The sequence below is a fragment of the Blautia aquisgranensis genome, from assembly GCF_040096615.1.
GTDB classification, from domain to species: domain Bacteria; phylum Bacillota; class Clostridia; order Lachnospirales; family Lachnospiraceae; genus Blautia_A; species Blautia_A aquisgranensis.
The window spans coordinates 54,551-79,186 of record NZ_JBBMEJ010000001.1; the positions used below are offsets into that span (position 1 = coordinate 54,551).

A 24,636-nucleotide genomic window follows, 5' to 3' on the forward strand; every position below is an offset into this window, starting at 1 on the left:
TCAACCGTTGTTCCATCCGAAAGTCCCTGTCTTTACTTCTGTCTCACCGGAAAGATTTCCCTCTTCATCCGTACTGGTATAGACGAAAACCCGGTCCCCTTTTTCCTGCAGTGCGTTTACAGGAATGGTGATCACATTTTCACGGTTCTCGATCGTGACCGTCGCAGAAGCATTCATGCCCTGCTTCATCTGCTCATCTTTCGGAACAGAAACTGATACTGTGTATTTCGCAACACCGCCACTTACCGATGCTGTATTTCCGATTTCAGTTACCTCGCCGATAAATTCCTTATCCTCAATAGCATCGAATGTGATCGCTGCCTCCTGCCCGATTTCCACGGAATTGATATCCAGTTCGTCCACACTTACATTCAAGGTCATGGTATCATCCGGGGAAATGGTAAAAAGCGCAACGTCTGTACTGTACTCAGAGGTTGAGAGAACTGTGGCCTCCGTGCTTTCTGCGGATGAAGAATCTGAGGAATTCTGTGAGTCCTTTGTCTCGGTCGCAGATGTACCGGAAGCAATATTTCCTGTTGTGTTCCCTGTTATATTTCCGGCGGAAGAAGTATTTCCGGTCATATTGCCGGAGCCTGTCTGAGTACCGGTTCCATTGTCGCTGCTTCCGGTGTTATCCGTTCCATCTGTTCCGTTTTTGTCTATACCACCCGTATTGATTCCGTCTGTCAGTGCATCATCCTCTTCGGCGTTGTTATTTCATTTCCCGGATTCCAGGACACCGTACCGGTGTATGTTCCATCCGTCACATTTACAACAATCACTGGCGTACCGCCTGTTGCCGGTGCAGCAACAACCAGATTCGCAGCTGTACACTCCCCTTCCGTAGTTATGGCAAACTGCAAGATCACCGAAGAATCCTCTGGCGTTTCCCCCTGTATATTGTCTTCTGTATTCTCTTCTGTATTGTCTTCCTCATCGACAGAAAAATCCTCTGTTTCTGCTGTAACTGCCAATGACGCTGCCTCATCTGTTCTTTCTGAATCGCATTTTTTGTATTGTTTTCAGCACTACTCTCCGCACTTTTCGATACAGCTTTATTATCAGAGGCAAATATATCTTTCACTGTAGTATACGACATCTGTGAAACCGTTTTCCCACCGGATGTACTTGTACTGCCCGATGCAGTACTTCCTGTGCTGCTTCCCGTCGAACCGGAATCTGACGTACCGCTTCCCGCAGACGCATTCACACTCTGCGCAGTTCCGGCAATTTCCGCCCTGATCTCCGGGTCCGTTTTCAGCTGAATCAGCTTTTTCAAAGTCACAGTTCTGGCCTCCCGCTTTGCCAGAAGTTCCTGATACTCCGTCTCATTGGCGTTTCCCTCAAGCGTAAGGATGGTCGTATCCTCCGACACACTGGTATTCTCGGATACATTCACAACAGAAACCGTACCAGAGGTTCCTGTGATCTCAAGCGGTTGATGAATCGTTAGCTCTCCGCTTCCCAGCTCATTTCCACTGCTGTCTGTCACTGCAACCATGTCCCCATATGTAGTTCCATCATCCGTAACCGTAACCACACAATCATCACCACTGACAGAATCTACAGTTCCACTGACTTCTGTCCCTGAAGAAAGCACAACCGTCACAGTATCACCGGCAGACACACCGGACACATCCGCAAGCGAAACTGCCATTTTTCCATCCAGGGATAAAACCATCAGGGCACCGTCACTGACCATCACATCTGCAATATCTGATCCGGCAGACACGTTGATCTTCTTCACTCTTCCATCTGATCCATTGCCTCTAGGATCGAACTCGCATCCACGACAGCAAGTACATCCCCTTCTTTCACCTCATCACCGCTTGCCACCTGCACCTCGCTGATCTCAAGGCCAGACGGAACATTCAGATCAACCGCATCCGCGAGCTCCAGGTTACCGGTTTCAACAATTGTTTTTGAAAGGTTTCCCTTTTTTGCCTCCGCTGACTGCATAGGTGTCGTCTCCTGCACTGCAGGCCGCGTGTTTCTCAGTTTAAAATACCCTAATGTTCCTGCTCCCGCTACACAGACACAGGTTACCGGTATGATAATCATAAGCTTTTTTCGTCGTCCCTTCATTCCTCTGACCTCCAGATATGTAATGAACTAAAAAATGTGTAAACTTTTTGTGCGATCTGTGAAATCCAGGTGAAAAAACTTTGTTTTATGCAGCTTTACTTTGTACAATTTTCTGTCTGTTTCGAATTCTGTTTGTATATTTTTACTATTATTTTAAATATTTTCTATAATTTTCTGGTATTTTTGTTCTGAATATGTTATAAAAGAAGTATAAGAATATAAGAACCGGAAAAGCAGAATTTCATTTCCGGTCTGAGATAAAAGGGGGTTTTATTATGGCAAAGCGTATCATCACTATCAATCGTATGTTCGGAAGCAACGGACGTCTGATCGGCAAGACACTGGCAGAAAAGTTGGATATGGGTTTTTATGACAAAGAGCTGATCGACATGGCAGCCAAGAAGAATAATCTGCCTTTTGATACCCTGGCAAAGGTCGATGAAAAAAAAGCCAGCCAGTGGATGTTCCCTGTTGACAGTGAACTCCAGTTTACGGACAACTTCTCCTTCATTCCCATGAATGATGTGCTTTATGATCTGCAGAGAAAAATCATACTTTCTCTCCCGCAGAAAGAGGATTGCGTGATCGTCGGGCGGTGCGCTACGAATATTCTGAAGGATAAATCCCTGAAACTTTTTATTCATGCACCCTTTGAAGAGAGAGTACAGAATGTTATCCGCCGAACCGGCCGCGAGGAAGCCAGCGCACGGAAACTGGTAAAGAAGATGGATAAAGAACGCAGGGCTTATTATGAGTATTTTACAGATTCTAAATGGATGGATATGACACAGTATGATCTGTGTATTGATAGTAGCCGGTTTTCTATGGAACAGATTGTAGAAATTGTGAAAGATAGTCTTTAGATTTTTCTTCCTTTCCCAGAGTGGGTGGCTTTGACAAAGACGGGGAAATATATGCGGGGAGGGGAGGCACTCATAGTTGCGAAAGGCCGTTCCCCCTCCCCAAACCCCTCCCCTCTGGTCACGCCGCTGCTCTACACTTTGATTGTGTTTATTTTCTGACAAGGCGATGTATTCTACGGGGCTGGCAGGCGCTGCGCTGTGCCGAGATTGTTGCAGTAGTTAAAAGGATTCCCGTCCAGATTCGACTCTTTTCCGGTGGCACGCAGCGCGTCCGCGACGCCACTCCACCATTCACGGCGTCCGTTCGTCTAACACATACCCTTTCAAAAACTCATAAATATCATTCTCCAACGGCGGACATCCCGCCACATAATGTCTGAACTTACACGTACAGTTCCCCACGCCCAGCTCACCCGTCTGGCCACGGTATCCCTGCCCGATACAGATCTTCTCATGAAGCTTCTCAAAAAGCCCCTCATCCTTCAGCATCTCCAGTGCCGGGATCAGATATCCGTAGCAGGCACTGCAGGACTCTACCTCTTCCACGGCATCCGCAAGCTCCACAACCTTCCTGGATTTCGGAAGCACTCTGTCCGCCTCAGCCGCACAGAACCGTATCTCCGCCTTCGTGATATCCGAACATCCAACACCAAGCTCGCCAGCCAGCTTCACATAAGGCACATCCTCAACCTCGTAGTGCATCATCTGACACACATAAGCATCTACAAGAACAGGATCACAGACAGCCAGTACACGGTTCATTACAACCGGATTACCACCGTCCTCAAAATCCAGATCCCCGCAGATATTATCCACCACAATAAAATCCTGTCGGATTCCCATATTCAGATGCGCGATCGGCTTATGAAGCCCCAGTGAATGAAAACGCCTCTTCTCCCTATTCGGGATCAGACCCTTCATATTCTTAAGCGCACACGTGATCTTCGTCTGACAGTGGCCCTTCAGAACCGGCACATTGATCAGAAAATCGATCTCCCTCACACGCTCACAGATATTCAGCTCCATGCCACCGCAATCCACTGGAACCCCTTTATCCTTCTGCATATCCCAGAAAGGCACCTGATACTCTTTCGAAAGACGATCATAACCACATACCTCAACCGCCTCATTCGTCTTATCTCCCACCCAGGAGCCCTCCATCATCACAATATCCGAAAAACCACGTTCCTTAAGATATTCAATAATACCGGCAACCACCTCTGGATGGGTCGTTGCCCCCCAGGAAGCCTCTGATGGAGAAACCAGGTTCGGTTTGATTCCGATCTTCTTTGTTCTGTCCATAATATGGGACTGAAGATCCGCTTCTTCCAGAATCTCCTTCGTTATTTTTTTATAATCCGTACCAGCGGTAATCAGAATCTGATTCTTTTTCATTGTCTAAAATTCCTTTCTCTCCAGGATGCAGATGCTGATTCCACAGGAAATACACGTAACAGCGCCAAGCAGAACAAGACATATCAAAAACAGCACCGGAATACCAGAAGACCGGATATCCACCAGCAGCTGATCCATATCTATCCCTGCCTCTTCTGCCACCCTGGAGACCAGATAAACAGCTCCGAAAATTCCCATAAACACAGCAGCCATAACGATTCTACCATTATCCGTGCCAAACTTCAATTGTATCGGCACAAGAACGACCAGCATCACAACCACTATCAGGAGTCCGATCCCACAGTTCATCAGCAGCTCCTCCGGTTCCAGGCTGATTCCTCTGAATATATCTGCCACAAGCCATGCAAGAATCCCAAATGCCAGAAACAGAATACTTACTCCATATCCAAAAATATATTTCTCCACAACATAAAGTCGCCTTGTAGACGGCAGCGTCATAAGATACCCCATTCCCTGATCCGCTTCATCATAGGATATCGTAGACATTGACACAAAGCCACCCATCATGCCAAGATAGCTGACAACAAAAGATTCATTCTTAGCACAGATCATAAAAACCGTCATGACCAGAATGATCACAGGCATTGACCTGTTCTGTGTCATAAGCTCCATATCTTTCTGTAAAAAACCTCTCATAAGTCTTCTCCTTTCGAGATCATGGAAACGATCTCATCCACCGAACCCTTTTCCACCACAAGCTCTGGATAATTTTCCACATAAAACTGCTTCTCATTTGTCAGACAGCTGTAACCCCAGGCTTCCTTTACTGTCCGAAGAATATAGCTCTTATCCAGCTTCCCGAAGCTGTCTGGATTCATTTTCAGCAGACCATAGCTATCAAGGATCACATCCATATCTTCATGAAGAAGAATTTTTCCCTCATGGATCAGATAAACATCATCGCAAAGCCCCTCCAGATCTGATGAAATATGCGAGCTTATGAGAATTCCTCTACCCTCCTGCTCCATATATTCCCTGAGAAGATCCAGTATCTGTTCCCTGGCAACCACATCCAGTCCTGCCGTCGGTTCATCCAGGATCAACATCCTTGCCCCATAACTCAGCGCAAGAAGAACCTTCAGTTTCGCCCGTGTTCCTGTGGAGAATTCTTTTATTTTTTTATCCAGAGGAACAGCTGTTTTATGACATTCAGCTATAAACCTTTCCCTTTCAAAGCCAGGATACATTTTTTCCATAATATGTATGACCTGTTTCACAGTCAGATAGCCGCTGAATGTACTGTCCGAAAGTGCAACACCGATCTGACCTTTCTGCTGTACATTAAGTGGGACTCCGTTCTGTCCCATAACGCGGACTGTACCTCCATCTATATGGATCAGCCCGAGAAGTGCTTTAAATGCTGTGCTCTTCCCTGCCCCATTCTTCCCGATCAGTCCTGTAACTCTGCCTTCCTCAAGGCACATGGTACAGTTCATGAAAAAATCCCCATACTGTTTCCTTACCTCTGTAAGCTCTGCTAACATACCCGATACCTCCATTTTCCTTCTCAGATCATCCCATGGCACAGATCACTCTAGGTCGCTGATGATACACGTAAACATCTCCCGGATCTCCTTGCAGGTAAGCCCTGCGGATATTCCCCGGCGAATCGCCTTCTCCAGATCTGCCTCCACTTCCTTCTGTCGCTCTTCCATGATGAGATTTCTGTTGGTCTCCGCCACAAAGCTTCCTTTTCCGTGGACTGTGACGATCAGACCCTCCTCATCCAGAAGATCATACGCTTTTTTCACAGTAAGGGCACTGATCTTCAGCTCTCTTGACAGTGCCCGTACAGAAGGAAGCAGTTCATTTTCTTTAAGGGAACCTTCTATGATCTGTCCCCGGATCTGCCGGACGATCTGTTCATAGATAGGTTCCATTGATGTGTGATTAATGATAATATTCATAGTGGCCTCCTATTTAGCAAACAGTATATAACAGTATATAACTGTTGTCAAGCACATTCACACGCAAAAAAAGACAGACACTACGTTTTCTGCCGCAGCATCTGTCTTTCTTTCAATATTGCTGATTTCAAAACCAGCTTTTTTTATCGTTCTTACTCCTTATTCCATCGGAAGCTTATATCCATCTCTTGTAAACAGCGGGATCTGCTCGATCGGAGCTGCTACATGTACAGTCTGTCCACCCTCGAAAGTCTCTCCTGTCCATGCATTTGTCCAGGAAGCTCCCTTCGGAAGATATACATCTGTCTCACGTGCATCCTTATCTGTGATCGGTTTTACAAGAACCTTTGGTCCGAACATATACTCTGTCTCAACATTCCAGCTGTCCTTGTCATCCGGGAAGTCATAAAACAGCGGACGCATAACCGGAGTACCTTTCTCATGAGCCGCTTCCATCAGCTCTGTAATATATGGAAGCATACGCTCTCTCAGTCTCAGATAATCGGAAAGGATCTCATAAACCTGATCTGTATAGCTCCATACCTCGTTCGGTGCACCAGATACGCAGGTAGCTCCTCCTGTTGTACCATATTGTGGCTGAAGCGGCCAACGGTATCCGTGAAGTCTCATAACCGGGCAGAAGCATCCATACTCGAACCAGCGGATCAGAAGCTCGTGGAATTCCGGATCATTGACATTGGCACCGAAGAAGCCTCCGATATCTGTTGTCCACCACGGAATACCTGCGATACCCATGTTCAGACCTGCTGCAACCTGGTTTTTCATGCTCGGGAAGGAGGATTTGATATCACCGGACCATACCAGTGCGCCGTATTTCTGGGAACCAGCCCATGCACAGCGAAGAAGGTTGATGATGTTTTTCTGTCCTTCTGCTTTCATTCCATCGAAGAAAGTTTTTGCATACATAACCGGATAAATATTTCCGACCTGGATATCCGGTCCCAGATGATAACGGTAATTCTCGAAATCATAAACTGTATACTCAGGCTCTGCCTCATCCAGCCAGAATACTTTTACGCCCTTGTCGTAGTAGTTCTTCTTTGCTTTGTTCCATACATATTCACGTGCTTCCGGATTGGTTGCATCATAGTGAAGTGTATTTCCCTGGAAATCCATGGAGATCGGATATCCGGAATCTACGCGGATCAGAAGGCCTTTGCTCTTCATCTCATTGAAATTCTCACTGCGGTAATCTACAGTCGGCCAGATGGAAACCATCAGTTCAATGCCCATACCCTTCAGCTCTTTGATCATCGCATCCGGATCCGGCCAGTAGGTCGGGTCAAACTTCCATTCACCCTGCATCGGCCAGTGGAAGAAATCCACTACGATCACAGAGATCGGAAGGTTACGGCGTTTATACTCTCTTGCTACCTCAAGAAGCTCTTCCTGGGTCTGGTAACGCAGCTTGCACTGCCAGAAGCCCATTGCGTACTCCGGCATCATCGGAACCTTACCGGTTGCATCCGCATAAGCCTCCTCGATCTCAGCCGGTGTGTCACCTGCTGTGATCCAGTAGTCCAGTTTTTTGGAGGAAAATGCCTCCCATGTTGTGATATTTTTACCGAAATTTACACGTCCTACAGCCGGGTTGTTCCAGAGGAAGCCATAGCCAAGGCTGGAAAGCATGAACGGAACACTTGCCTGTGAATTTCTGTGTGCCAGCTCCAGGTCTGCTCCTTTTACATCCAGGTATGGCTGCTGATACTGTCCCATTCCGTAGATCTTCTCATCCGGCGTGGAAACAAAACGCATGGTCAGTCTGTAATCTCCGCCTGTGATCGGCTTGAATTCTCTTGCTTCTACTTCAAGGGAGCTGCAGGTATTTCCGAACATATCTTTTCTGTTACGGACATACTCATCCAGAAGGAGCTCTCCTTTTTCGTTATAAAATGCGATCTTTCCGATCAGATTGACCTCTGCGCGGATCTTTCCGTTGCGGATCGTTGCACCATCCTCACGAACCTCGATCTCCGGAACAATCTCTTTTTCCGGTGTGATCAGTGCCCAGTCAGCAGGATCCATCTCTGCTGTCTTCCATGCACGTACACGAAGACTGTTAGCCCCCCACGGCTCAATTCTTACGCGTTCTGCCTCATAACGGTAGCAGAGTGCATTTCCTTTCTGCTCAAAATAACCATATACGTCTCTTACTTCTTCCTGATTTGCCATTTTGCCTTCTCCTTTTTTAACAGTTTTTCTTTTAACAGCAAATGAATTTCGTTTGTTTTATCAGTCCTTTACAGCACCTGCAACAAGACCGCCTACAATATATTTCTGCAGGAAAATAAACATCAGAATTACCGGAAGTACCAGTATTGCACCATAGGCCATGATACAGTTCCATCTTGTACCATAGGCACTCTGGAATTTGTAGATATTCGCTGTCAGAGGTCTCATCATCTCTGCAACGTTGAAAGTCATGGAATATACCAGGTCATTCCATCCATTTAAGAAGGAAATAACCATGATCGTAATGATTCCTGTTTTTACTGCCGGAAGCATAACCAGAAGGAATGCTTTTACGGAGCCGCAGCCATCCAGTCGCGCCGCCTCATCCAGCGACACCGGAATGCTCTTGAAATAAGGTCGTAATGTTACGATTACGAAAGGTATCGAACCAGCTGCTATCGCAACCGGAGCTGTGAAATGATTTCCAAGGAAACCGATCTTGCTGAAGATCAGATACATCGGTGTCAGTGTCAGTGACGGGGGAAGCATCTGGGATACCAGAAAAGTAAGCAGGAATACATTTCCGCCCTTTACCTTGTAACGGCCCATTCCGTATGCTGCCGGAACACCAAGTACCAGAGCGATCGCCATTGTGATCAGTCCGTTGAGGAAACTGTTTTTCAGTGAACTTAAGAAAGTCTTATCTGTCAGGTTTTCCAGCCACGGATCCACTGTGAAATCATGGGGAAAATATGTAAGAACCTTTCCAAATGTTTCTGCATCGGATTTAAAGGAGATCTGGATCAGCCAGTAAATCGGAAACAGAAAGATAACTGCGATCAGTATCGCAAAGATAGAGTTTCGGATTTCTTTTGCCTTTTCGGCACCTGTCATATTTCCCATATCAGCCTTCCTCCTTCTCTTCTTTTGATAACAGTCTAAGATAGAACAGGCCGATCAGGAACAGGCAGGCAAACAGTACCATTGCGACCGCTGCACCTTTCGAAAAGTTAAACTGCGTAAATGATAACATGTAGGAATAAGTACCAAGTACATCTGTGGAGTTCAGAGGACCACCGGAGGTCATGATATACATCAGGTCAAATGCACGGAATGTATAAATGAAGCCTAGCATCAGTACCGCGAGAATGGATTCTTTCATCAGAGGAAGCGTGATAAAGATGAAACGCTGTCCCCAGTTCGCTCCGTCCATAGATGCACTCTCGTATACATCCGGGGAAATACTGGTAAGTCCTGATACCAGAAGGAGCATGTTAAACGGAATACCTACCCAGCAGTTCATAATGATGACCGCGATCAGTGCAGTGCCAGTGTTTACAAGCCACTGTGGACCTGAGATTCCGATTTTTCCAAGCAGGTCATTGACAAGACCTGCATTGGAAAAGATATTTTTGCCAAGAAGACCGGTTACTGCCATCGGCATCATGTAGCTGACGAGAACCAGGCCTCTGATCGGACCGGCAAGTTTGAATTTCTGGTTAAAGAACATTGCAAACGCAAATCCAATCGTAAACTGAAATACAAGACACGCAATCGTAAATATAAATGTGTTGCGCAGTACCAGAAGAAATGTTGGATCGTGGAACAGTTCCACGTAGTTCTGCAATCCGACAAATACAGAGGTTCCTGATTTCATGTTTTTTACATTGACATCCTTAAGGCTCAGGATAATGTTGTAAACAACCGGATATCCCAATACCAGAAGCATGTAGATAAATGCCGGTAAGATAAAACAGTATGCTTCTTTTGTCTTCTGCTGCGCCATAGTTCTAGACTTTGCTGCCATAAAGCCACTTCCTTTCTTCCTGTGTTATTGATTTACTTACTCTCAGGAAGAGGATTCTCTTTTACGATCGGGTCGATCTTGCCTGCTGCTGTAGCAAGAGCATCTTTTGCAGATGTTCCGTCTACGAATACAGACTGTGCTGCTGTGTAAACTGCCTCAGAGATGGTTGGCCATTCAGCGTGTGGTCCACGTGCCTGTGCATAGTTCATCTCGTCTGTGAATACCTTAAATCCATCCTGCTCGAATGTGTACTCAGCTGTTGCATCCTGTCTTGTAGGGATCTTTCCGCCTACAGCTGCCCATTTAGCTTCGTTGTCTTTGGAGCAGAGCCATTCAAGGAATTTCACGCATGCTTCTTTGTTCTCAGAGCCTTTGCATACACCGAAGTTCTCACCACCGATAGTAGATGTGGAGGTTCCCTCATCACCGGTAGGAAGAAGTGTAAAGTCATAATCAAATGCACCGTTGATCGCATCGGTCTGTGCCAGATGCCATGTTCCGCACTCTACAAATGCAGCTTTTCCTGCACAGAACTGATTCCATGCATCTGCCTGTGTCCAGTTTACACACTCTTTACTCATGTATCCGTTTGCTACGAAATCACCAAGTGTCTGTAATCCGTTTACTGCGGAATCAGCAGTGATATCATCAACGTTTACGCTCTTTCCGTCTTCTACAGATCTGATCCATGGAAGAAGCTGGAAGGTTCCCTCCTCTGTGGATACGGCACACATTGCAAATCCGTAAACATCATTGGAAGTATCTGTTGTTTTTTCAACCATTTCCTTGAATTCATCAAGGCTTGTCGGCATGTGGTCATATCCGGCTGCCTTCAAAAGATCCATATTGCAGGCAAGTGCAAGACAGTTACTGTTCTGCGGAAGTCCGTAATATTTTCCGTCAGCATCCTGGCAGGAGCTTAATGGTCCCGGATAGAACTGATCTATCTCACCCCAGTCTGTCAGCTCATCTGTGATATCCTCGAACACTCCAAGAGATACGTAGGAAGCCATATCCGGGGAATCTACCTGTCCGATATCCGGAAGCTCACCGGAAAGTGCACCAACTGTGTACTGGTTCATCAGCTCTGTTCTGGATACGAAGGTTGCATTGATGTGGATATCATCCTGAGAAGAGTTGTACTCATCAACCATCTCTGTGAGCATCTCCTGCTCCGGTTTCTGATCGAAGTAATGCCACATGGTTACTTCCTGCGGCTCTGCCTGGACAGCTGTTGCTCCGATGAGAGATACCGCCAATACTGTTGCTGCAAATAATGCTTTTTTCATGTCTTTTTCCTCCCTTTTCTTTCATGATTGGTTTTTGTTTTTGGTTACTTGCACAATTTTTGTCGTTCCTTCGTTGTTTTGTTGTACATATTTTACCATCCCAGTTTTTCCCACATAACCCAATATTTTATGAAAAAAGGGAATTTATACGGATAATATTTTAAGATTTCGGGATTTTTTTAAGATTTTTCCCAAAAAATCACTCCTTTATTTCTGTCAGGTACTCGGAAGGACTCTTTCCTGTTACTTCCCGGAAAACCTTTTTGAAGTATTTGGAATCTGAGAATCCTACTTGATAAGGAACCTCTCTCTGATCACAAGCTTCCTCACGAAGCATGGTCTGGGCCTGTTCGATTCGGTATTCCCGGAGAAACGTACTGAAATTCTCTCCGATATTTTTGCCAAAAAGATAGCTGAAATATTCCTGAGTCAGCCCCAGATCCTCAGAGAGCTTTTTCTGGCTGATCTTTCCTGCATATCCATCCTGAATAATATCAAGTGCCTGAAGAATGATCGGATGTGCATCCGGATATTTATCCCTCAAATTCCTGGACCGTCTGCGTGAATAGCTGTTTTTGCCATTGATCTTATCCTCGATCTTTCTAAGGACCGCCTCTGCTTCGTCCCTGGTAAGCGGTTTCAGAAGATATTCCGTTACCCCCAGAGAAATCGACTGCTTCGCAAAATCAAAATCCGCATAGGCACTGACGATCACGAATTCTGTTTTTATCCCGTGTGCTCTGGCTGCCTCGATCACAGAAAGACCATCCATAAACGGCATTTTAATGTCAATAAAAACCACATCCGGCTTCTGCTCCAGGATCATCTCCAGTGCCGCCTTTCCATTCGAAGCCTGTGCCACGATCTCGTACTGATCTCCAAGGCTCTGCAGTACTCTCACCAGTCCCTGGCGTGTTCTCTGTTCATCCTCTGCGATTAAAATCTTCATGTTTCCTTTCCTCCGTTATGTTATGTATCACGTTTCTATTCCTCGATCTCCTGCTCCGGATTCTCCGGTATCGGAAGCCAGAAAGTGAATTTCGTACCTTCTCCAGGTGCTGATTCCAGCATAATGGAGAGTTTTTCTCCATAGTACATCCTGAGTCTTGTCACAACATTCTGAATTCCAATCCCTGTTCCTGCCAGATCCAGCGTATGCTTCTCCTCCAGGATCTGCTGCATCGGCTCCTCTGTCTCCCTGCTCATTCCGCATCCGTTATCCTCTATACTCAGGCGGAACCTGGAACCGTCAATGCCACCCTTAATACGGATCATTCCACCGTTTTCTCTTCCTTCGAAGCCATGAAGAATGGAATTCTCCACAAATGGCTGGATAAAAAGCTTACAGCAGGGCCATTCACTGTACTCCTCCTGCACCTCGATCTCATAGTCAAACACATCCATCAGCCGGAATTTCTGCAGATAAAGATACTGTTCCACCCACCTGAGCTCCTGCCCCAAACTTACGGAAACCAGTTTTCTGGAAAACGTATATGAAAGCATACTTGAAAGCTTTTTCAGAAGATCCGCTACCTCGTAGTCCTCATTCTCAATGGCATCGTAATTGATGGCTGTCAGTGTATTGCACAGAAAATGCGCGTTGATCTGAGATTCCAGTGCTTCCTTCTCTGCCTTGTTTTTCTGACGGATAGAAAGTGTTTTTTCACGGTAATACCGTCGGATCTCCTTGTACTGACGTTCCAGGGTCTCTGCCATCTCATTATAATACCCTGCTAGCTGCCAGATCTCATTGGTTCCCTTAACCTCAATCTTCGGAAGGTTCTTGGAGAGCTTGATGTTACGCATGGAATCCCGGATAATATCCACCGGTTTTAAGATTCTGCGTATCGCAAACTGCCAGAGGATTCCGCAGCCACACAGAAGAAGCAGATACAGATAAATACTCTTGCCGTACATTTCATTCACCTGGGCATTCATTTTTCCCAGATCCAGGGTAATATAGGCTCTCCAGCCAAAATATTTCAGCGGAAGGCTGATGTTCTCACTTCGTTCCAGAGTTTTCTGGTATTCTGTCACCTTCATTCCGTTATAGTTTTCATCGGAATGATATACGATCCTAGAATCTTTATCGACGATATATCCCGGTGAAAGTGCCCGGTCTGCCACACTGTCGAATGCACTGTTTTTCAGAAGCTCTCCCAGATCAAAAGACATGACCACAACCTTGTTTACATGGCAGAAGCTGGAGTTCTTTCCCACCAGCGGAACCCCAATATGGACCATTTTTATATTCGGCCAGGATTCATGAACTGCCGGCTCCGTTGCCACGTAATAACGAACCTTTGCATTCTGCTCCTGCAGCTCCATGGTACCATCATATATTTCCTTAAGTTTCTCAAGATTTTCATCTTTCCAGAGTCCGCCGTAGCCTGTCTTATACCAGTAAACACCATATTCCTGAATAAGATCTTCTTCTGATGCGATCGCTATGGAAACCACATTTCCGCTCTGGTGGGCAATACTGTCCATTCGTTCTTCCAATGTCAGCTTCTCTTTTTCCTGCAGAACTCCATCTTCAGTGAAATTCTCCACCAGTGAACGGATTGATTCATTTACACCAACTGTACACGCTGTATTCACGATATCCTTCAGATTGCTGTTAATATTAATGGTGGAAGTCTCGATTATGGACTCCTCCATAGATCTCGTATCCTCCAGAAGATAATTAAAATACTGAGTTTTCACATAAAACTGCAGGATCAGTCCTGTCAGAATCAGAAGAAGCACGACAGCCACATTGACCTGGGCACTCATATGCGAATGAAAATATGCCTTCACTCTTCCCGGAAATCCAAATATTTTTTCTTTCATCGTCTTTTTTCCCCTCTTATGATTCTTCCACGATCGTATCAATTGATCGTACATTTGCCATAATTTTAATCTTTCAGTCGATGAGCGTCAATACTATCCTTGCTTTTTGCTACAATATGCCTAATTTTCCAGTCACATTTTTATATATTTTTACTATAATCAGATTTATTCAAAGAAAAAAAAGACACAAAAGCATATATTTTTTCATGCTTTCATGTCTTTTCTATTTCATCAGCCAATCAGACGGTTATTCAGTGATAATCCAGAAATGTAACAACAACGACCGCTTTCTCTATCCCTTCATTTCGGTATACATGGAGCTGATCTGTCTCAAAACGAAGCACATCCTCCGTAGTTACCGTATGGACACTTCCTTCTGCTTCCACAGTGATCTCCCCCTGCAGAACTGAAATATATTCTCTTGTTTTTTCCCCATGGCCTCCACTGGTATAAGCCTTTCCCGGCTCCACCTCGATCCGGTAGATCTCCACCAGCTGATTATCCTCATAGGGAAAGCAGGTCCAGACTCTGTACTGTCCGGTCACCTCTTTTGTGGGAATCATATCCTTCACATGAACCAGACAGGAATCCAAAGGCGGTGCCTGGATCAGCTCCTGGAACCGGATCCGAAGACCACTGGTAATCTTTCCCAGAACTCCAAGAGAAGGATTTGCACTGCCTTTTTCAATCTGGGCCAGCATGCTTTTGCTCACACCCGTCTGCTCCGATACCACATCCAGGCTCATGCCCTTAGATTTCCGAATCCTTTTTAGATTTACAGATACATTATGGGATAAGTAGTCCATTTCTGTTTTTTCCACCTCTCTCTTTTAGAATGCAACACCCGCTACGAAATTATAGCACATAAAGATATCTCAGCTTCAATTTTCCATAAAACCTCTGTTTTCTGTACAGACAATGCTGCAGCCTCTCTCTGAATTTCCACAGTACTCTCAACTCTTTCGCTTCCAGCTCCAGACCTCCAAAACGATATTTCTGTGTCAGATCACATACCCGGAAATACTCTTCCTCCCGGATTCCCGGGAAACAACATTCTACTTTCTCCCAGAGAACACCCGGATCTGTGAGCTCACCTTTCACACCGCCGATTCTGAAAATTCTTTCCACCTGTGCTACATGCCATTCCACCAGATGTCCTTCCTGCCTCTTCTGTTCTTCCTTTGCTGCCAGCTTTTTCAGACGTAACGCTCTCTGAAGCTCCAGCAGCAGATAGACACCAAATACAACATACAGAAGTAATACCACAATTTCCGGTATCATCAGCGGGTTCTGCGGAGTAGCCGTGGAATTCTCCGTTTTTCCCACATTTCCTCCTGTTCCCTCATCTGTTGTATCCATACCGCCATCCTGATTGTGGGTTTCGTTCACACGATAGGACGGTTTTCCCTGTACCAGCTGATCTGTATAGGTTTCTACATAAAGTCCCGGTACAACCTCCACCGGCATCCAGCCAAGCCCGGAAATATAAACTTCTGCCCAGGCATGAGCATTCTTCGTTGTCAGCACCAGTTCTTTTTCACCATCATCAGCTGCAGCCTGGGCATCCATGGATGACAGATGATATCCTTCTGCATATCTGGCCGGATATCCTGCTGCGCGGTATGCCATAACTGCCACCGAAGCAAAAGCAACTGCATTTGCTTTTCTTGTTCCGTCCAGAAGCCAGCTTATTCCATCCTGATCCGTCGGTATCTCTTCCGGATTTTCCGAATACTGAAGACCGTTTCGTAATACCTGACGGATCTGCGTTGTCAGTTCATCGAAACTCATCGCCTCCGGATCTGTTCCATCCGAGAAAAATTTCTCCTGAATCCTGTTTTTTAATTCATCAGAAATCTCCGTGTACGAATCTGTAACAAAAGAATGATATACTGACTCCGCCTGAGCATAACTCTCCTCTTCTTTTCCCGAAGGATTCTCCAGCCAGTTTCCCGGAATCTGACTGTCCGCAGTTGCTGTATCTTCCGGCACCTGGAACTGATACCTCCTTGCTCCGAAAAAGCTTGCAGATTCCACATTCCAGTCTTTATTATCATGTCCGTTTTTCCATGCCTCTGCCACCGCCGGAAGATAGACATATTTACGGTAAGCACCTGTATTTTCCACATTCACGCGTGTGTAGCTTCTTTATCTTTTTTACTGTTCCCGGCAATGTTCGTTTCTTCTTCGTCACCTGCCACATAGTCATACTCTTCCGAGCTGTATTTATTATCAAATTTCTCGAATTTGTCAGGATTAAATACCGTTTCCAGTTTTGATCCGTTGACCAGGGCAACGGCTGCAACACCAATCACTGTCGCTCCTGTCACTGCTGTTAATGTCTTCTTTTTTGTGTTTTTTTTCATTTAATGGCTCCTTACTGCCCAAAGCTGCTCGCCAATAATCCTGCGGACCTCATCATAATCCACCGGTTTGTTGATATGTGCATTCATACCAGATTCCTGAGATTTCCTCTTATCCTCCAGAAAAGCATTGGCTGACATAGCCAGGATCGGCAGATTTGCATCTTCTCTTTCCATTTTACGGATCACCCGGGTTGCTTCCCAGCCATCCATACCCGGCATCTGAATATCCATAAGGATCACATCAAACGTATAAGGCTGGCTCTCTCCAAAAAGCTTCACAGCTTCATTTCCGTCACAAGCTCTTGTAAGAATTGCTCCCTCCATGGCAAGAATTTCCATGGCGATCTCTGCATTGATGTCATTATCCTCTGCAAGAAGAATACGGATTCCTTTAAGTGTAAAGCCTTCAAGTACACGAGCTCTTTCCGGATTTTCTTCCTCATTCGGAAATACTTCGTTTTCTTTTTCCACTGTCTGCTCTGCAACCGGAAGGGAAAGATAAACACTGAACTCAGTTCCCTTGCCTTCTTCACTCTCGACAAGGATCTGACCATCCATCAGCTTCACCATGCTGTCTGCAATCGCCATTCCCAGTCCGCTTCCACCATAATTATGAGCGGTAGAAGCATCCTCCTGTTCAAACGGGCGGAAGATCTTACTGAGGAAATCTTCCTTGATTCCTTTTCCGGTATCACTGACACGGATCATGAAATGAAGATCATTTCCGATTCTGTCCATCTGGCGGAACAGTACCTTTACTGTTCCTCCCGGCGGTGTGAATTTATTCGCATTGGAAATGAAGTTGATAATAACCTGACTGAGACGCATCTCATCACCGATCACATACTTCACATCAAAGTCCTGCATCTCAATTTTCCAGTTGATTCCCTTGGCTTCTGCGGTGCTTCGGAACATGGAATCCAGTTTCTCAGCCATCTGTTCCAGTGAAAAAGGAACTTCTTCAAGCTGAACCTTGCCACTCTCGATTCTGGACATATCCAGAATATCATTGATCAGTGTCAGAAGAAAATGTGACAGATTCTCCGTTTTTGCAAGATATTCCTCTGCTGCACTTCTATCACCCAGATGTGCTTTCAGAAGGCTTAACATACCGAGAATTCCGTTCATAGGGGTACGGATCTCGTGGGACATCTGAGACAGGAAATCTGTTTTGGACTGACTCTCTTTCTGTGCCGTCAGAAGTCTGCTCTCGATTTCACGGCGGTTTTCATATTCCTCTGTAATGTTGCTGAGGCTTAAGATATATCCGCCGGCTTTCGGGCTGTAATGTACCTCCGCTTTTCCGTGGTGAATATCTTTTTCCCCTTTTCTGCTGTAGTTCATCTCACTGCTGAATACTTCACGTCTGTCCCATTTTTTCAGTTTTCTCTGAATTTCTCTGGCTTCACTCCGTGGAATGAGTTTATTCAGAAGATCAATATCTGTTTTCAGGTCTTCCTGTTTTATTCCTGTGACCAGTTCCAGATTCGGTGTTGCATACAATGCCCGGAAATCCTTCTCACTTACAAAAATATACGCAGTTCTCGGATTATTGCCGAAAGCATTATAAAATTTCACCCGGTTTGAATTTTCTTCTTTTATGCGTCTGGCTATCCGTTTCTCTCTTCTGTAAAGATTCCAGAAAACTGCCGCCAATACCATAACTCCCAGCAGCACGATCATATAGGCCAGATTGTTCTGTGTATATTCCAGTATACTTCTCATGTATTCCGTACTCCATCTCTCTCAATTTGCGATCTGACATTCATACACAGGCATCCAAAAATGTCCTTACATCAAAATCAGACCATCTTACGTATAATTATACACGCACCTAACATAAAAAGCAAAAAAAGCAGGCAGAAAACCGACATATTTTGATTTATTGTCGATTCTCTGCCTGTATTTGTGTTGTTTTGGTATTACCGATGTTGATCTGTGTTTATTTCATCGCATTTTTAATCGCTGCAAGAAGATCATCATAATCCTCAAAAGCCTGAAGATCCGGATTGTCTGCCTTGATCTGATCGGTGCTTCTGAAAAGAAATCCTGCCTTGCTGGCCCGGATCATGCCGAGATCATTGTAGGAATCTCCGCTTGCAATAGTGTCAAATCCCATAGACTGGAGAGCCTTTACAGTGGTAAGCTTGGACTGTTCACATCTCATCTTAAAGCCTGTGATCTCGCCGTTCTCTGCCACCTCAAGAGAATTACAGAAAAGTGTCGGCCATCCCAGCTTCTCCATCAGAGGAGTTGCAAACTGTGTGAATGTGTCACTGATCAGGATCACCTGGGAAAAAGTTCTCAGCTCATCCAGGAATTTCTTCGCTCCAGGAAGGGGATCGATCTTCGCGATCGTCTCCTGGATCTCTTTCAGTCCAAGACCATGCTCTTTCAGAACGGAAAGTCTCCAGTTCATCAGTTTATTATAATCCGGCTCATCACGGGTCGTTTTTTTCAACTCGGGAATTCCGCTTGCCTCGGCAAAAGCGATCCAGATCTCCGGTACCAGTACACCTTCTACGTCCAGACATGTAATATACATAACATTTCCTCCTCTAAAAAAATGTGCCGCCTGTTTTTGTTCTGTATCTGTGCTCTCCAGGGACACTTTATTCTTTTATTGCTTTACTTTGCTATATTATCACATCTTTTCTGTGTCTGTAAACATTTTTCTGGCGGACTGTGACTTTTTTTGCTGTCATAATCCGCCAGTGCTTATTACGAAATATTTTTTTGTTTTTTCTCAGCTTCATAGTTCTTCAGCTCTTTCAGGGCTTTTTCCCCGAGTGGATAGAGCATAAAGATATTGAATATCGTCATCAGGCCGATTCCCACATCGCCAAGGTCCCACACGAATGTATAGGCTGCGATTCCGCCGATGAACAGCATGATAAGGGCAAGGATCTTATACCCTGTCTGTGAAGCCCAGTTGTCTCCGAACAGATAAGCTACATTGCTTCTCGCATAAAACAGGATTCCCAGGAATGTAGAAAAACTGAACATGAACAGAGTCGCCGCAATAAAGATCACGCCAAATTCCCCCAGATGGTAGTTCATAGCTGTCTGAAGAAGCTCCATTCCGGAAAGTCCGCTTACCAGGTCTTCCGGTACCAGAAGCATGATCATCGCCGTACAGCTGCAGATCACAATGGTATCGATAAATACACCCAGTGCCTGCACAAAACCAGCCTTTACAGGGCGGTCACATTCTGCTGCCGCTGCCGCGCATGGAGCAGAACCGGAACCTGCCTCATTGGAAAACAGGCCTCTTTTTACTCCGTTCATGAGCACCGCACCGAAACCACCGGCTGCCGCTTGCCGAATGCCGAAAGCCTCCTCAAAAATACGCTTAAACACGCCGGGCATGCTTCCAAGATTCGTCACGATGATAAACAAAGTAATTCCAAAATAAAGCACTGCCATTACTGGTACCAGAAGATCCAGAACCTTGACGGTCGCATTCTTCCGGAGCACGATCACTGCTGCTATCACTACCAGCACGATCGTTGTATAGATCGGTGGAATATTGAATGCGTTCTTAAAGGATGCTGTCACAGAGTTGCTGATGACCTGGCTGATTCCGCACCAGCAGATCAGACCAGAAATCGCAAATAACACAGAGAGTAAGACTTTTTTTCTTTTTCTGCCCTGTTTCTCTTCCCAGTAGCGGTGGATATAGTAAGCAGGACCTCCACGATACCCTCCGTAGAGAGGATCTTTTTCTTTATAGAGCTGGGCCAGTGTTGCCTCGATAAAAGCAGTGGAGGAACCGATCAGTGCCATGATCCACATCCAGAATACTGCTCCTGCACCTCCTGCTGAGATCGCAGCCACAACACCGACCAAATTTCCCATTCCTACACGGGTGGCTGTTGATACGATCAGCGTCTGAAATGAGGAAAGATTGTTTTTTTCGCTCTTCTTCTCCACAAGTGCATGAACCATATCCGGGAACATCCGGATCGGAAGAAATCTCGTCCTTATTGTGAAATAGATTCCGGTAGGAATCAGCAGAATAATGAGAAGAGAAATTCCCATGCTGCTCCCACCCGGTAATGGGATCCGTATCAGATCTCCCCACAGAAATGTGTAGATCTTTTCGATCAGGGTTACTATCATTTTTATTGTTTCCTTTCATCAGGCGGATTCTTATGACCGCCGGTTGATCGCCCGCTTAAGTTCTTTTGTTCTGCTATTTCGTACCTTAAAGCTCAACAATTTAAACGGTCAAAGCGTATTTCTATTATAGCTTTTTTTTTCCCTTGTGTAAAGGAAAATCCGGATTTTTCGACCCGGATTTTCCTGTTTTCATATGGATTTTTCTGTATATAGTTTTTCTGCCCGTGAAATACGTTTTTTATCTGCTTTTTCCCTTTATATCTTCGCTTTTATCCTGCCAGATGAAGTACCTCGATTAAGAAGATCCAGCTCATTCCGTAGTAAGTCACTACTGCCACAAGGTCATTCACGGTTGTGATCAGCGGACCGGAAGCTACCGCCGGATCCACACCGATCTTTTTGAAGAACAGCGGAATGCAGGTTCCTACTGCACTGGATACCAGCATGGCCACCAGAAGAGAAAGGCCGATACAGCCGGATACCGCATAGGCAAAAGCGAGTGTTTTTCCCTTAAAGAGAAAGATATATAAGCCAATCAGAACAAATGACAGGATTCCAAGAAGTCCTCCATTGCATAAACCAATTCGCATTTCCTTCAAAACCAGCTCTGCCTTCTGTCTGCCGGTCAGTGTCTCATCCATCAGTACACGGATGGTCACAGCCAGAGACTGGGTTCCCACGTTTCCTGCCATATCCAGGATCAGCGACTGGAAGCACATGATGATGGGCAGACAGGTGACAACCTTCTCAAATATCCCCACTACAGAGGATACTACCATGCCAAGTCCCAACAGTACGATCAGCCAGGGCATTCTTTTTTTCATGCTCTCAAGAAGTGGTTCCTTCAGATCCTCCTCCGCAGTCAGACCAGCCAGCTTCGCATAGTCCTCGCCCATCTCATCGTCTACCAGGTCAATGATTCCTGCCGATGTGATCACACCCAGAAAACGGTTGTCATCATCCAGCACAGGAATGAAATCCTCGGAATAATCCTTCAGTCGTTCCATGCAGTCATCGATCTGTTCTGTTCCATATACATAAGGATAGGATGTTACGATCAGTTCCTCCATTGAATGATCCTGTCTGGCCGTGATAAGATCCTTCAGATCCAGTGCCCCGTAAAAATCTCCTCTTGCTGTCACCACAAAAATCGTGGAAATATTATCATTGTCAGCCGCCTGGGCAACCAGCTCGTTCATGGCCTGCTTCACGGTAAGATTCTCGCGGATCACAATACAGTTGGTTGTCATCCTGCTTCCGATCTCATCCTCATCAAAGGACCGGATCAGCTCGATATCTTTTCGCACCTGCTCGTCCAAAAGCTGGATCAGTAATTTACGTTTTTCCCGGTCGATCTGTTTCAGAACATCGGCCAGTGCATCGGTTTCCATTTTGGAAAGAATGGCGGCAGCTTTTTTTACATCCATTTCTTCCAGATATTTTACAGTTTCTTCTTCCTCCAGATACTCAAAAATATCTGCCAGCATACTGCTCTCCAAAATCCGGTACAGTCTGCTGCGTTCTGCGGTGCTGAGCTCTCTTAAGACTTCTGCCAGGTCATTTTCGTGGAAATCCTGCAGTTTTTCGCTCAAAACAGCCGGAGAGACATTGCTTCTGATCAGCGTCAGAATATCTTTTGAAAAATCCTGTGTTCTTTTTGTCATCTTCTCATCCTCCGTTCCCATAATTTCGCACAGATTGGCACACCAAAAACAGACATGTTAAAGCATGTCCTGTGCTTTCTGATCTTCGATTGTGTTTCCTTGGGATTTGAATAAAGAGCGCGAATGTACGCGTCACTTAAGAATTCTCAGAATGAGAAGATAAAATATACCTGTAGATTATATACTTACAAACAAAACGGATCTGCTGTGCTTCCGCTCTGTTCTGCCCTGTTCATCTTCCATTCCGAGCTTCTACTTCGCCCATGAGAATCACAACTGTCCATTCTGTTCACCTGCCTTTTTTTTAAAAATTTTTTTCAACCCGGCCATTATAACCGTCATGGCCGGGATTTGTCAATATGATTTATAACATTTTATTTTCGCAATATGATTCAAATATATATGACGGATTTTCATAATATACACTACTGTTGTAATCATCAATTTTTTCGCTGATAAAGGAATTATATACTTTTCCGATATCCCAATGCGAAGGAATGCTGTATTTGCACTCACCCACATTATCAAACTCACCTTTTTTTATATCTGCTTCTTCAATAAAATCATCGCTCACTGTATCAATATTATCGCAATGATATACGGTCATCATGGCTATTGTAACTCCCCCTTTCTTTCATCATTTTGTATTTTTGGCAACAATTCCAGAAAATGCTGTCCTATTTTTTCTGCATCATAATTATACGCCTCACAGATAAATCGTATACCGTCACCTGTGAGTAATCTGCCTTTAATACGTTCACGGCAAAGCTGTTCGTAATCTTCTATCTGCTGTTTGGTCATATATTTCCTTGGCATAAAATTGCTCCTTATTTTCTTTTATAAAATAAATACCCAGAGCAGCTCCGAACAATACATCTGTCGGGTAATGAACAAAGAAGTACATTCTGCTGAAACCTACCAATGCTGCAAATACGAGCACCCCGATTCCTGCTTTTCTGTAATAGTGAAAAATCGCCATTGCACTGGAAAATGCCAGATATGCATGCACCGACGGGCAGGAAAAACTTCCCGGTTTTTTTACGATCAGCGTGACCGTATCGTCCACGGCACAGGGGCGGGGTCTTGTGATCAGGTCTTTCAGCCACTCATTTCCGATCAGAAAAGATACCACATAGGATAAAAGAACTGCCGCACCACATTTTCGGGTTTTCGGAATGATCAGCAGTATCACTCCAACTATGATCCACAGCTATCCAAGTGACCCTACGAAATTATTAAAAACTGTGACCATTATCTGATCCAGAACCGGATTATGTAAGGACTGGAGCATATGTAATATACTTAACTCCATATTAATGCTCTCGCAGATACTCTGCGCGGCCCTCTTCATAAAGGTTGTTGCCTTCACTGTCAATAATAACAACCAACGGCATATCCTCCACATAAAGCTTGCGAAGTGCTTCCGCTCCCAGATCCTCATATGCGATCAGCTCTGCTTTTTTGATACATTTGGCAAGAAGAGCACCTGCACCACCGATGGCTCCGAAATAAACGCCGCTGTATTTCTTCATGGCATCCACAACTTCAGGAAGGCGGGCACCTTTTCCGATCATTCCACGGGCACCTACAGACATCATGGTCGGTGCATAAGCATCCATACGGCCACTGGTAGTCGGGCCTGCGGAACCGATCACTGCACCTGGCTTCGCCGGTGTGGGACCTACATAATAGATCGTTGCATCCGTCGGATCGAAGGGAATTTTTTCTCCGCGGGCAAGAGCCTCACACATTCTTTTGTGTCCGGCATCACGGGAAGTATAGATGGTTCCGGTCAAAAGAACCTGATCTCCTGCGTGGAGTGTCTGCGCCAGCTCTTTTGTAAGTGGTAATGTGATCTTTCTTCTTTCCATCTTAAAGCACCTCCGTTTTATGGCGTGTCACATGACAGTTGATGTTAACAACACACGGCATACCTGCGATATGTGGCAGGTTCTGATAGCCTCCTTTACATCCTCCGGCAGATGCTCATTGGCTTCGATACAGAGTTTTTCGATGACGTCTGTAAGTCTGCTTACTTCGATTTCTCGCATAGCGTAAACTCCTTTCGTTTCTCTTGCGTGTTTTTTCTATG

25 protein-coding genes and 1 pseudogene are annotated in these 24,636 nt (G+C 45.3%); 1 reads left to right on the top strand and 25 read right to left on the bottom strand.

Annotated features, from left to right (window positions below; translation table 11 throughout):
- The 4 genes from WMO28_RS00275 to WMO28_RS00290 all read right to left on the bottom strand — a co-directional run bounded on the left by WMO28_RS00275 (window position 1) and on the right by WMO28_RS00290 (window position 2,085).
- A complete protein-coding gene (locus WMO28_RS00275; RefSeq protein ID WP_349055727.1) occupies window positions 1-582 on the bottom strand; it encodes an efflux RND transporter periplasmic adaptor subunit in 582 nt (193 codons plus the stop codon).
- 104 nt (window positions 583-686) lie between these two features.
- Window positions 687-869 (bottom strand): hypothetical protein, encoded by a 183-nt coding sequence (locus WMO28_RS00280; protein WP_349055728.1) that lies wholly within the window; start codon window positions 867-869, stop codon window positions 687-689.
- Window positions 866-1,747, bottom strand: a complete 882-nt coding sequence (locus tag WMO28_RS00285; protein WP_349055729.1) for a hypothetical protein — start codon at window positions 1,745-1,747, stop codon at window positions 866-868. Before WMO28_RS00285 ends, WMO28_RS00280 begins: the two co-directional genes overlap by 4 nt.
- A complete protein-coding gene (locus WMO28_RS00290) occupies window positions 1,744-2,085 on the bottom strand; it encodes an efflux RND transporter periplasmic adaptor subunit (protein ID WP_349055730.1) in 342 nt (113 codons plus the stop codon). The genes WMO28_RS00285 and WMO28_RS00290 overlap by 4 nt, the downstream gene beginning before the upstream one ends.
- A 275-nt stretch (window positions 2,086-2,360) precedes the next feature.
- Between WMO28_RS00290 and WMO28_RS00295 the strand changes: the two genes are divergently transcribed.
- Window positions 2,361-2,948 carry a cytidylate kinase-like family protein gene (locus WMO28_RS00295; protein WP_349055731.1) on the top strand — a complete coding sequence of 196 codons (588 nt, stop codon included), beginning with the start codon at window positions 2,361-2,363 and terminating at the stop codon, window positions 2,946-2,948.
- A gap of 291 nt (window positions 2,949-3,239) precedes the next feature.
- Here the strand turns inward: WMO28_RS00295 and WMO28_RS00300 are convergent, their stop codons facing one another.
- The 21 genes and pseudogenes from WMO28_RS00300 to WMO28_RS00400 form a co-directional block, all read right to left on the bottom strand.
- The gene (locus tag WMO28_RS00300; RefSeq protein WP_178642472.1) at window positions 3,240-4,343 is read right to left on the bottom strand and encodes a DUF362 domain-containing protein; all 1,104 of its coding nucleotides are present in this window, start codon (window positions 4,341-4,343) and stop codon (window positions 3,240-3,242) included.
- 3 nt (window positions 4,344-4,346) lie between these two features.
- Complete coding sequence (locus tag WMO28_RS00305) at window positions 4,347-5,000, bottom strand: ABC-2 transporter permease (protein ID WP_349055732.1); 654 nt, start codon at window positions 4,998-5,000, stop codon at window positions 4,347-4,349.
- Window positions 4,997-5,848, bottom strand: a complete 852-nt coding sequence (locus tag WMO28_RS00310) for an ABC transporter ATP-binding protein (protein ID WP_349055733.1) — start codon at window positions 5,846-5,848, stop codon at window positions 4,997-4,999. The genes WMO28_RS00305 and WMO28_RS00310 overlap by 4 nt, the downstream gene beginning before the upstream one ends.
- Before the next feature lie 45 nt (window positions 5,849-5,893).
- Window positions 5,894-6,271, bottom strand: a complete 378-nt coding sequence (locus tag WMO28_RS00315; RefSeq protein WP_349055734.1) for a GntR family transcriptional regulator — start codon at window positions 6,269-6,271, stop codon at window positions 5,894-5,896.
- A 159-nt stretch (window positions 6,272-6,430) separates the two neighbouring features.
- Window positions 6,431-8,464: a glycoside hydrolase family 31 protein gene (locus WMO28_RS00320; protein ID WP_349055735.1), complete on the bottom strand. Its 2,034-nt coding sequence runs from the start codon at window positions 8,462-8,464 to the stop codon at window positions 6,431-6,433.
- A gap of 60 nt (window positions 8,465-8,524) precedes the next feature.
- Window positions 8,525-9,367, bottom strand: a complete 843-nt coding sequence (locus tag WMO28_RS00325) for an ABC transporter permease subunit (protein WP_178644496.1) — start codon at window positions 9,365-9,367, stop codon at window positions 8,525-8,527.
- 1 nt (window position 9,368) lies between these two features.
- On the bottom strand, window positions 9,369-10,271 hold the full coding sequence (locus WMO28_RS00330) for an ABC transporter permease subunit (protein WP_178644494.1): 903 nt from the start codon (window positions 10,269-10,271) through the stop codon (window positions 9,369-9,371).
- Between the two features lie 32 nt (window positions 10,272-10,303).
- A complete protein-coding gene (locus WMO28_RS00335; RefSeq protein WP_178644492.1) occupies window positions 10,304-11,560 on the bottom strand; it encodes an extracellular solute-binding protein in 1,257 nt (418 codons plus the stop codon).
- A gap of 199 nt (window positions 11,561-11,759) precedes the next feature.
- A complete protein-coding gene (locus WMO28_RS00340) occupies window positions 11,760-12,509 on the bottom strand; it encodes a response regulator transcription factor (RefSeq protein WP_349055736.1) in 750 nt (249 codons plus the stop codon).
- Between the two features lie 35 nt (window positions 12,510-12,544).
- Window positions 12,545-14,392, bottom strand: a complete 1,848-nt coding sequence (locus tag WMO28_RS00345; RefSeq protein ID WP_349055737.1) for a sensor histidine kinase — start codon at window positions 14,390-14,392, stop codon at window positions 12,545-12,547.
- Window positions 14,393-14,643: 251 nt separating this feature from the next.
- Entirely contained in the window at window positions 14,644-15,198 is a 555-nt protein-coding gene (locus WMO28_RS00350) for a helix-turn-helix domain-containing protein (protein ID WP_178645116.1), read from the bottom strand.
- 49 nt (window positions 15,199-15,247) lie between these two features.
- On the bottom strand, window positions 15,248-16,525 hold the full coding sequence (locus tag WMO28_RS00355) for a transglutaminase-like domain-containing protein (RefSeq protein WP_349055738.1): 1,278 nt from the start codon (window positions 16,523-16,525) through the stop codon (window positions 15,248-15,250).
- Window positions 16,522-16,758, bottom strand: a complete 237-nt coding sequence (locus WMO28_RS00360; protein WP_178645114.1) for a hypothetical protein — start codon at window positions 16,756-16,758, stop codon at window positions 16,522-16,524. Before WMO28_RS00360 ends, WMO28_RS00355 begins: the two co-directional genes overlap by 4 nt.
- Window positions 16,759-18,483 carry an ATP-binding protein gene (locus WMO28_RS00365; protein ID WP_349055739.1) on the bottom strand — a complete coding sequence of 575 codons (1,725 nt, stop codon included), beginning with the start codon at window positions 18,481-18,483 and terminating at the stop codon, window positions 16,759-16,761.
- Between the two features lie 217 nt (window positions 18,484-18,700).
- Entirely contained in the window at window positions 18,701-19,303 is a 603-nt protein-coding gene (gene thrH, locus WMO28_RS00370) for a bifunctional phosphoserine phosphatase/homoserine phosphotransferase ThrH (protein WP_349055740.1), read from the bottom strand.
- A 176-nt stretch (window positions 19,304-19,479) separates the two neighbouring features.
- Window positions 19,480-20,880: an amino acid carrier protein gene (locus WMO28_RS00375; protein ID WP_178644324.1), complete on the bottom strand. Its 1,401-nt coding sequence runs from the start codon at window positions 20,878-20,880 to the stop codon at window positions 19,480-19,482.
- Window positions 20,881-21,149: 269 nt separating this feature from the next.
- Window positions 21,150-22,544 carry a magnesium transporter gene (gene mgtE, locus WMO28_RS00380; protein ID WP_349055741.1) on the bottom strand — a complete coding sequence of 465 codons (1,395 nt, stop codon included), beginning with the start codon at window positions 22,542-22,544 and terminating at the stop codon, window positions 21,150-21,152.
- 364 nt (window positions 22,545-22,908) lie between these two features.
- Window positions 22,909-23,145 (bottom strand): annotated as a pseudogene (locus WMO28_RS00385) (hypothetical protein); the annotation flags it as partial.
- A gap of 156 nt (window positions 23,146-23,301) precedes the next feature.
- Complete coding sequence (locus WMO28_RS00390) at window positions 23,302-23,736, bottom strand: phosphatase PAP2 family protein (RefSeq protein ID WP_349055742.1); 435 nt, start codon at window positions 23,734-23,736, stop codon at window positions 23,302-23,304.
- A 121-nt stretch (window positions 23,737-23,857) separates the two neighbouring features.
- Window positions 23,858-24,415 carry a Fe-S-containing hydro-lyase gene (locus WMO28_RS00395; RefSeq protein ID WP_349055743.1) on the bottom strand — a complete coding sequence of 186 codons (558 nt, stop codon included), beginning with the start codon at window positions 24,413-24,415 and terminating at the stop codon, window positions 23,858-23,860.
- A 27-nt stretch (window positions 24,416-24,442) separates the two neighbouring features.
- Window positions 24,443-24,595: a hypothetical protein gene (locus tag WMO28_RS00400; protein ID WP_349055744.1), complete on the bottom strand. Its 153-nt coding sequence runs from the start codon at window positions 24,593-24,595 to the stop codon at window positions 24,443-24,445.
- Window positions 24,596-24,636: the final 41 nt, after the last annotated feature.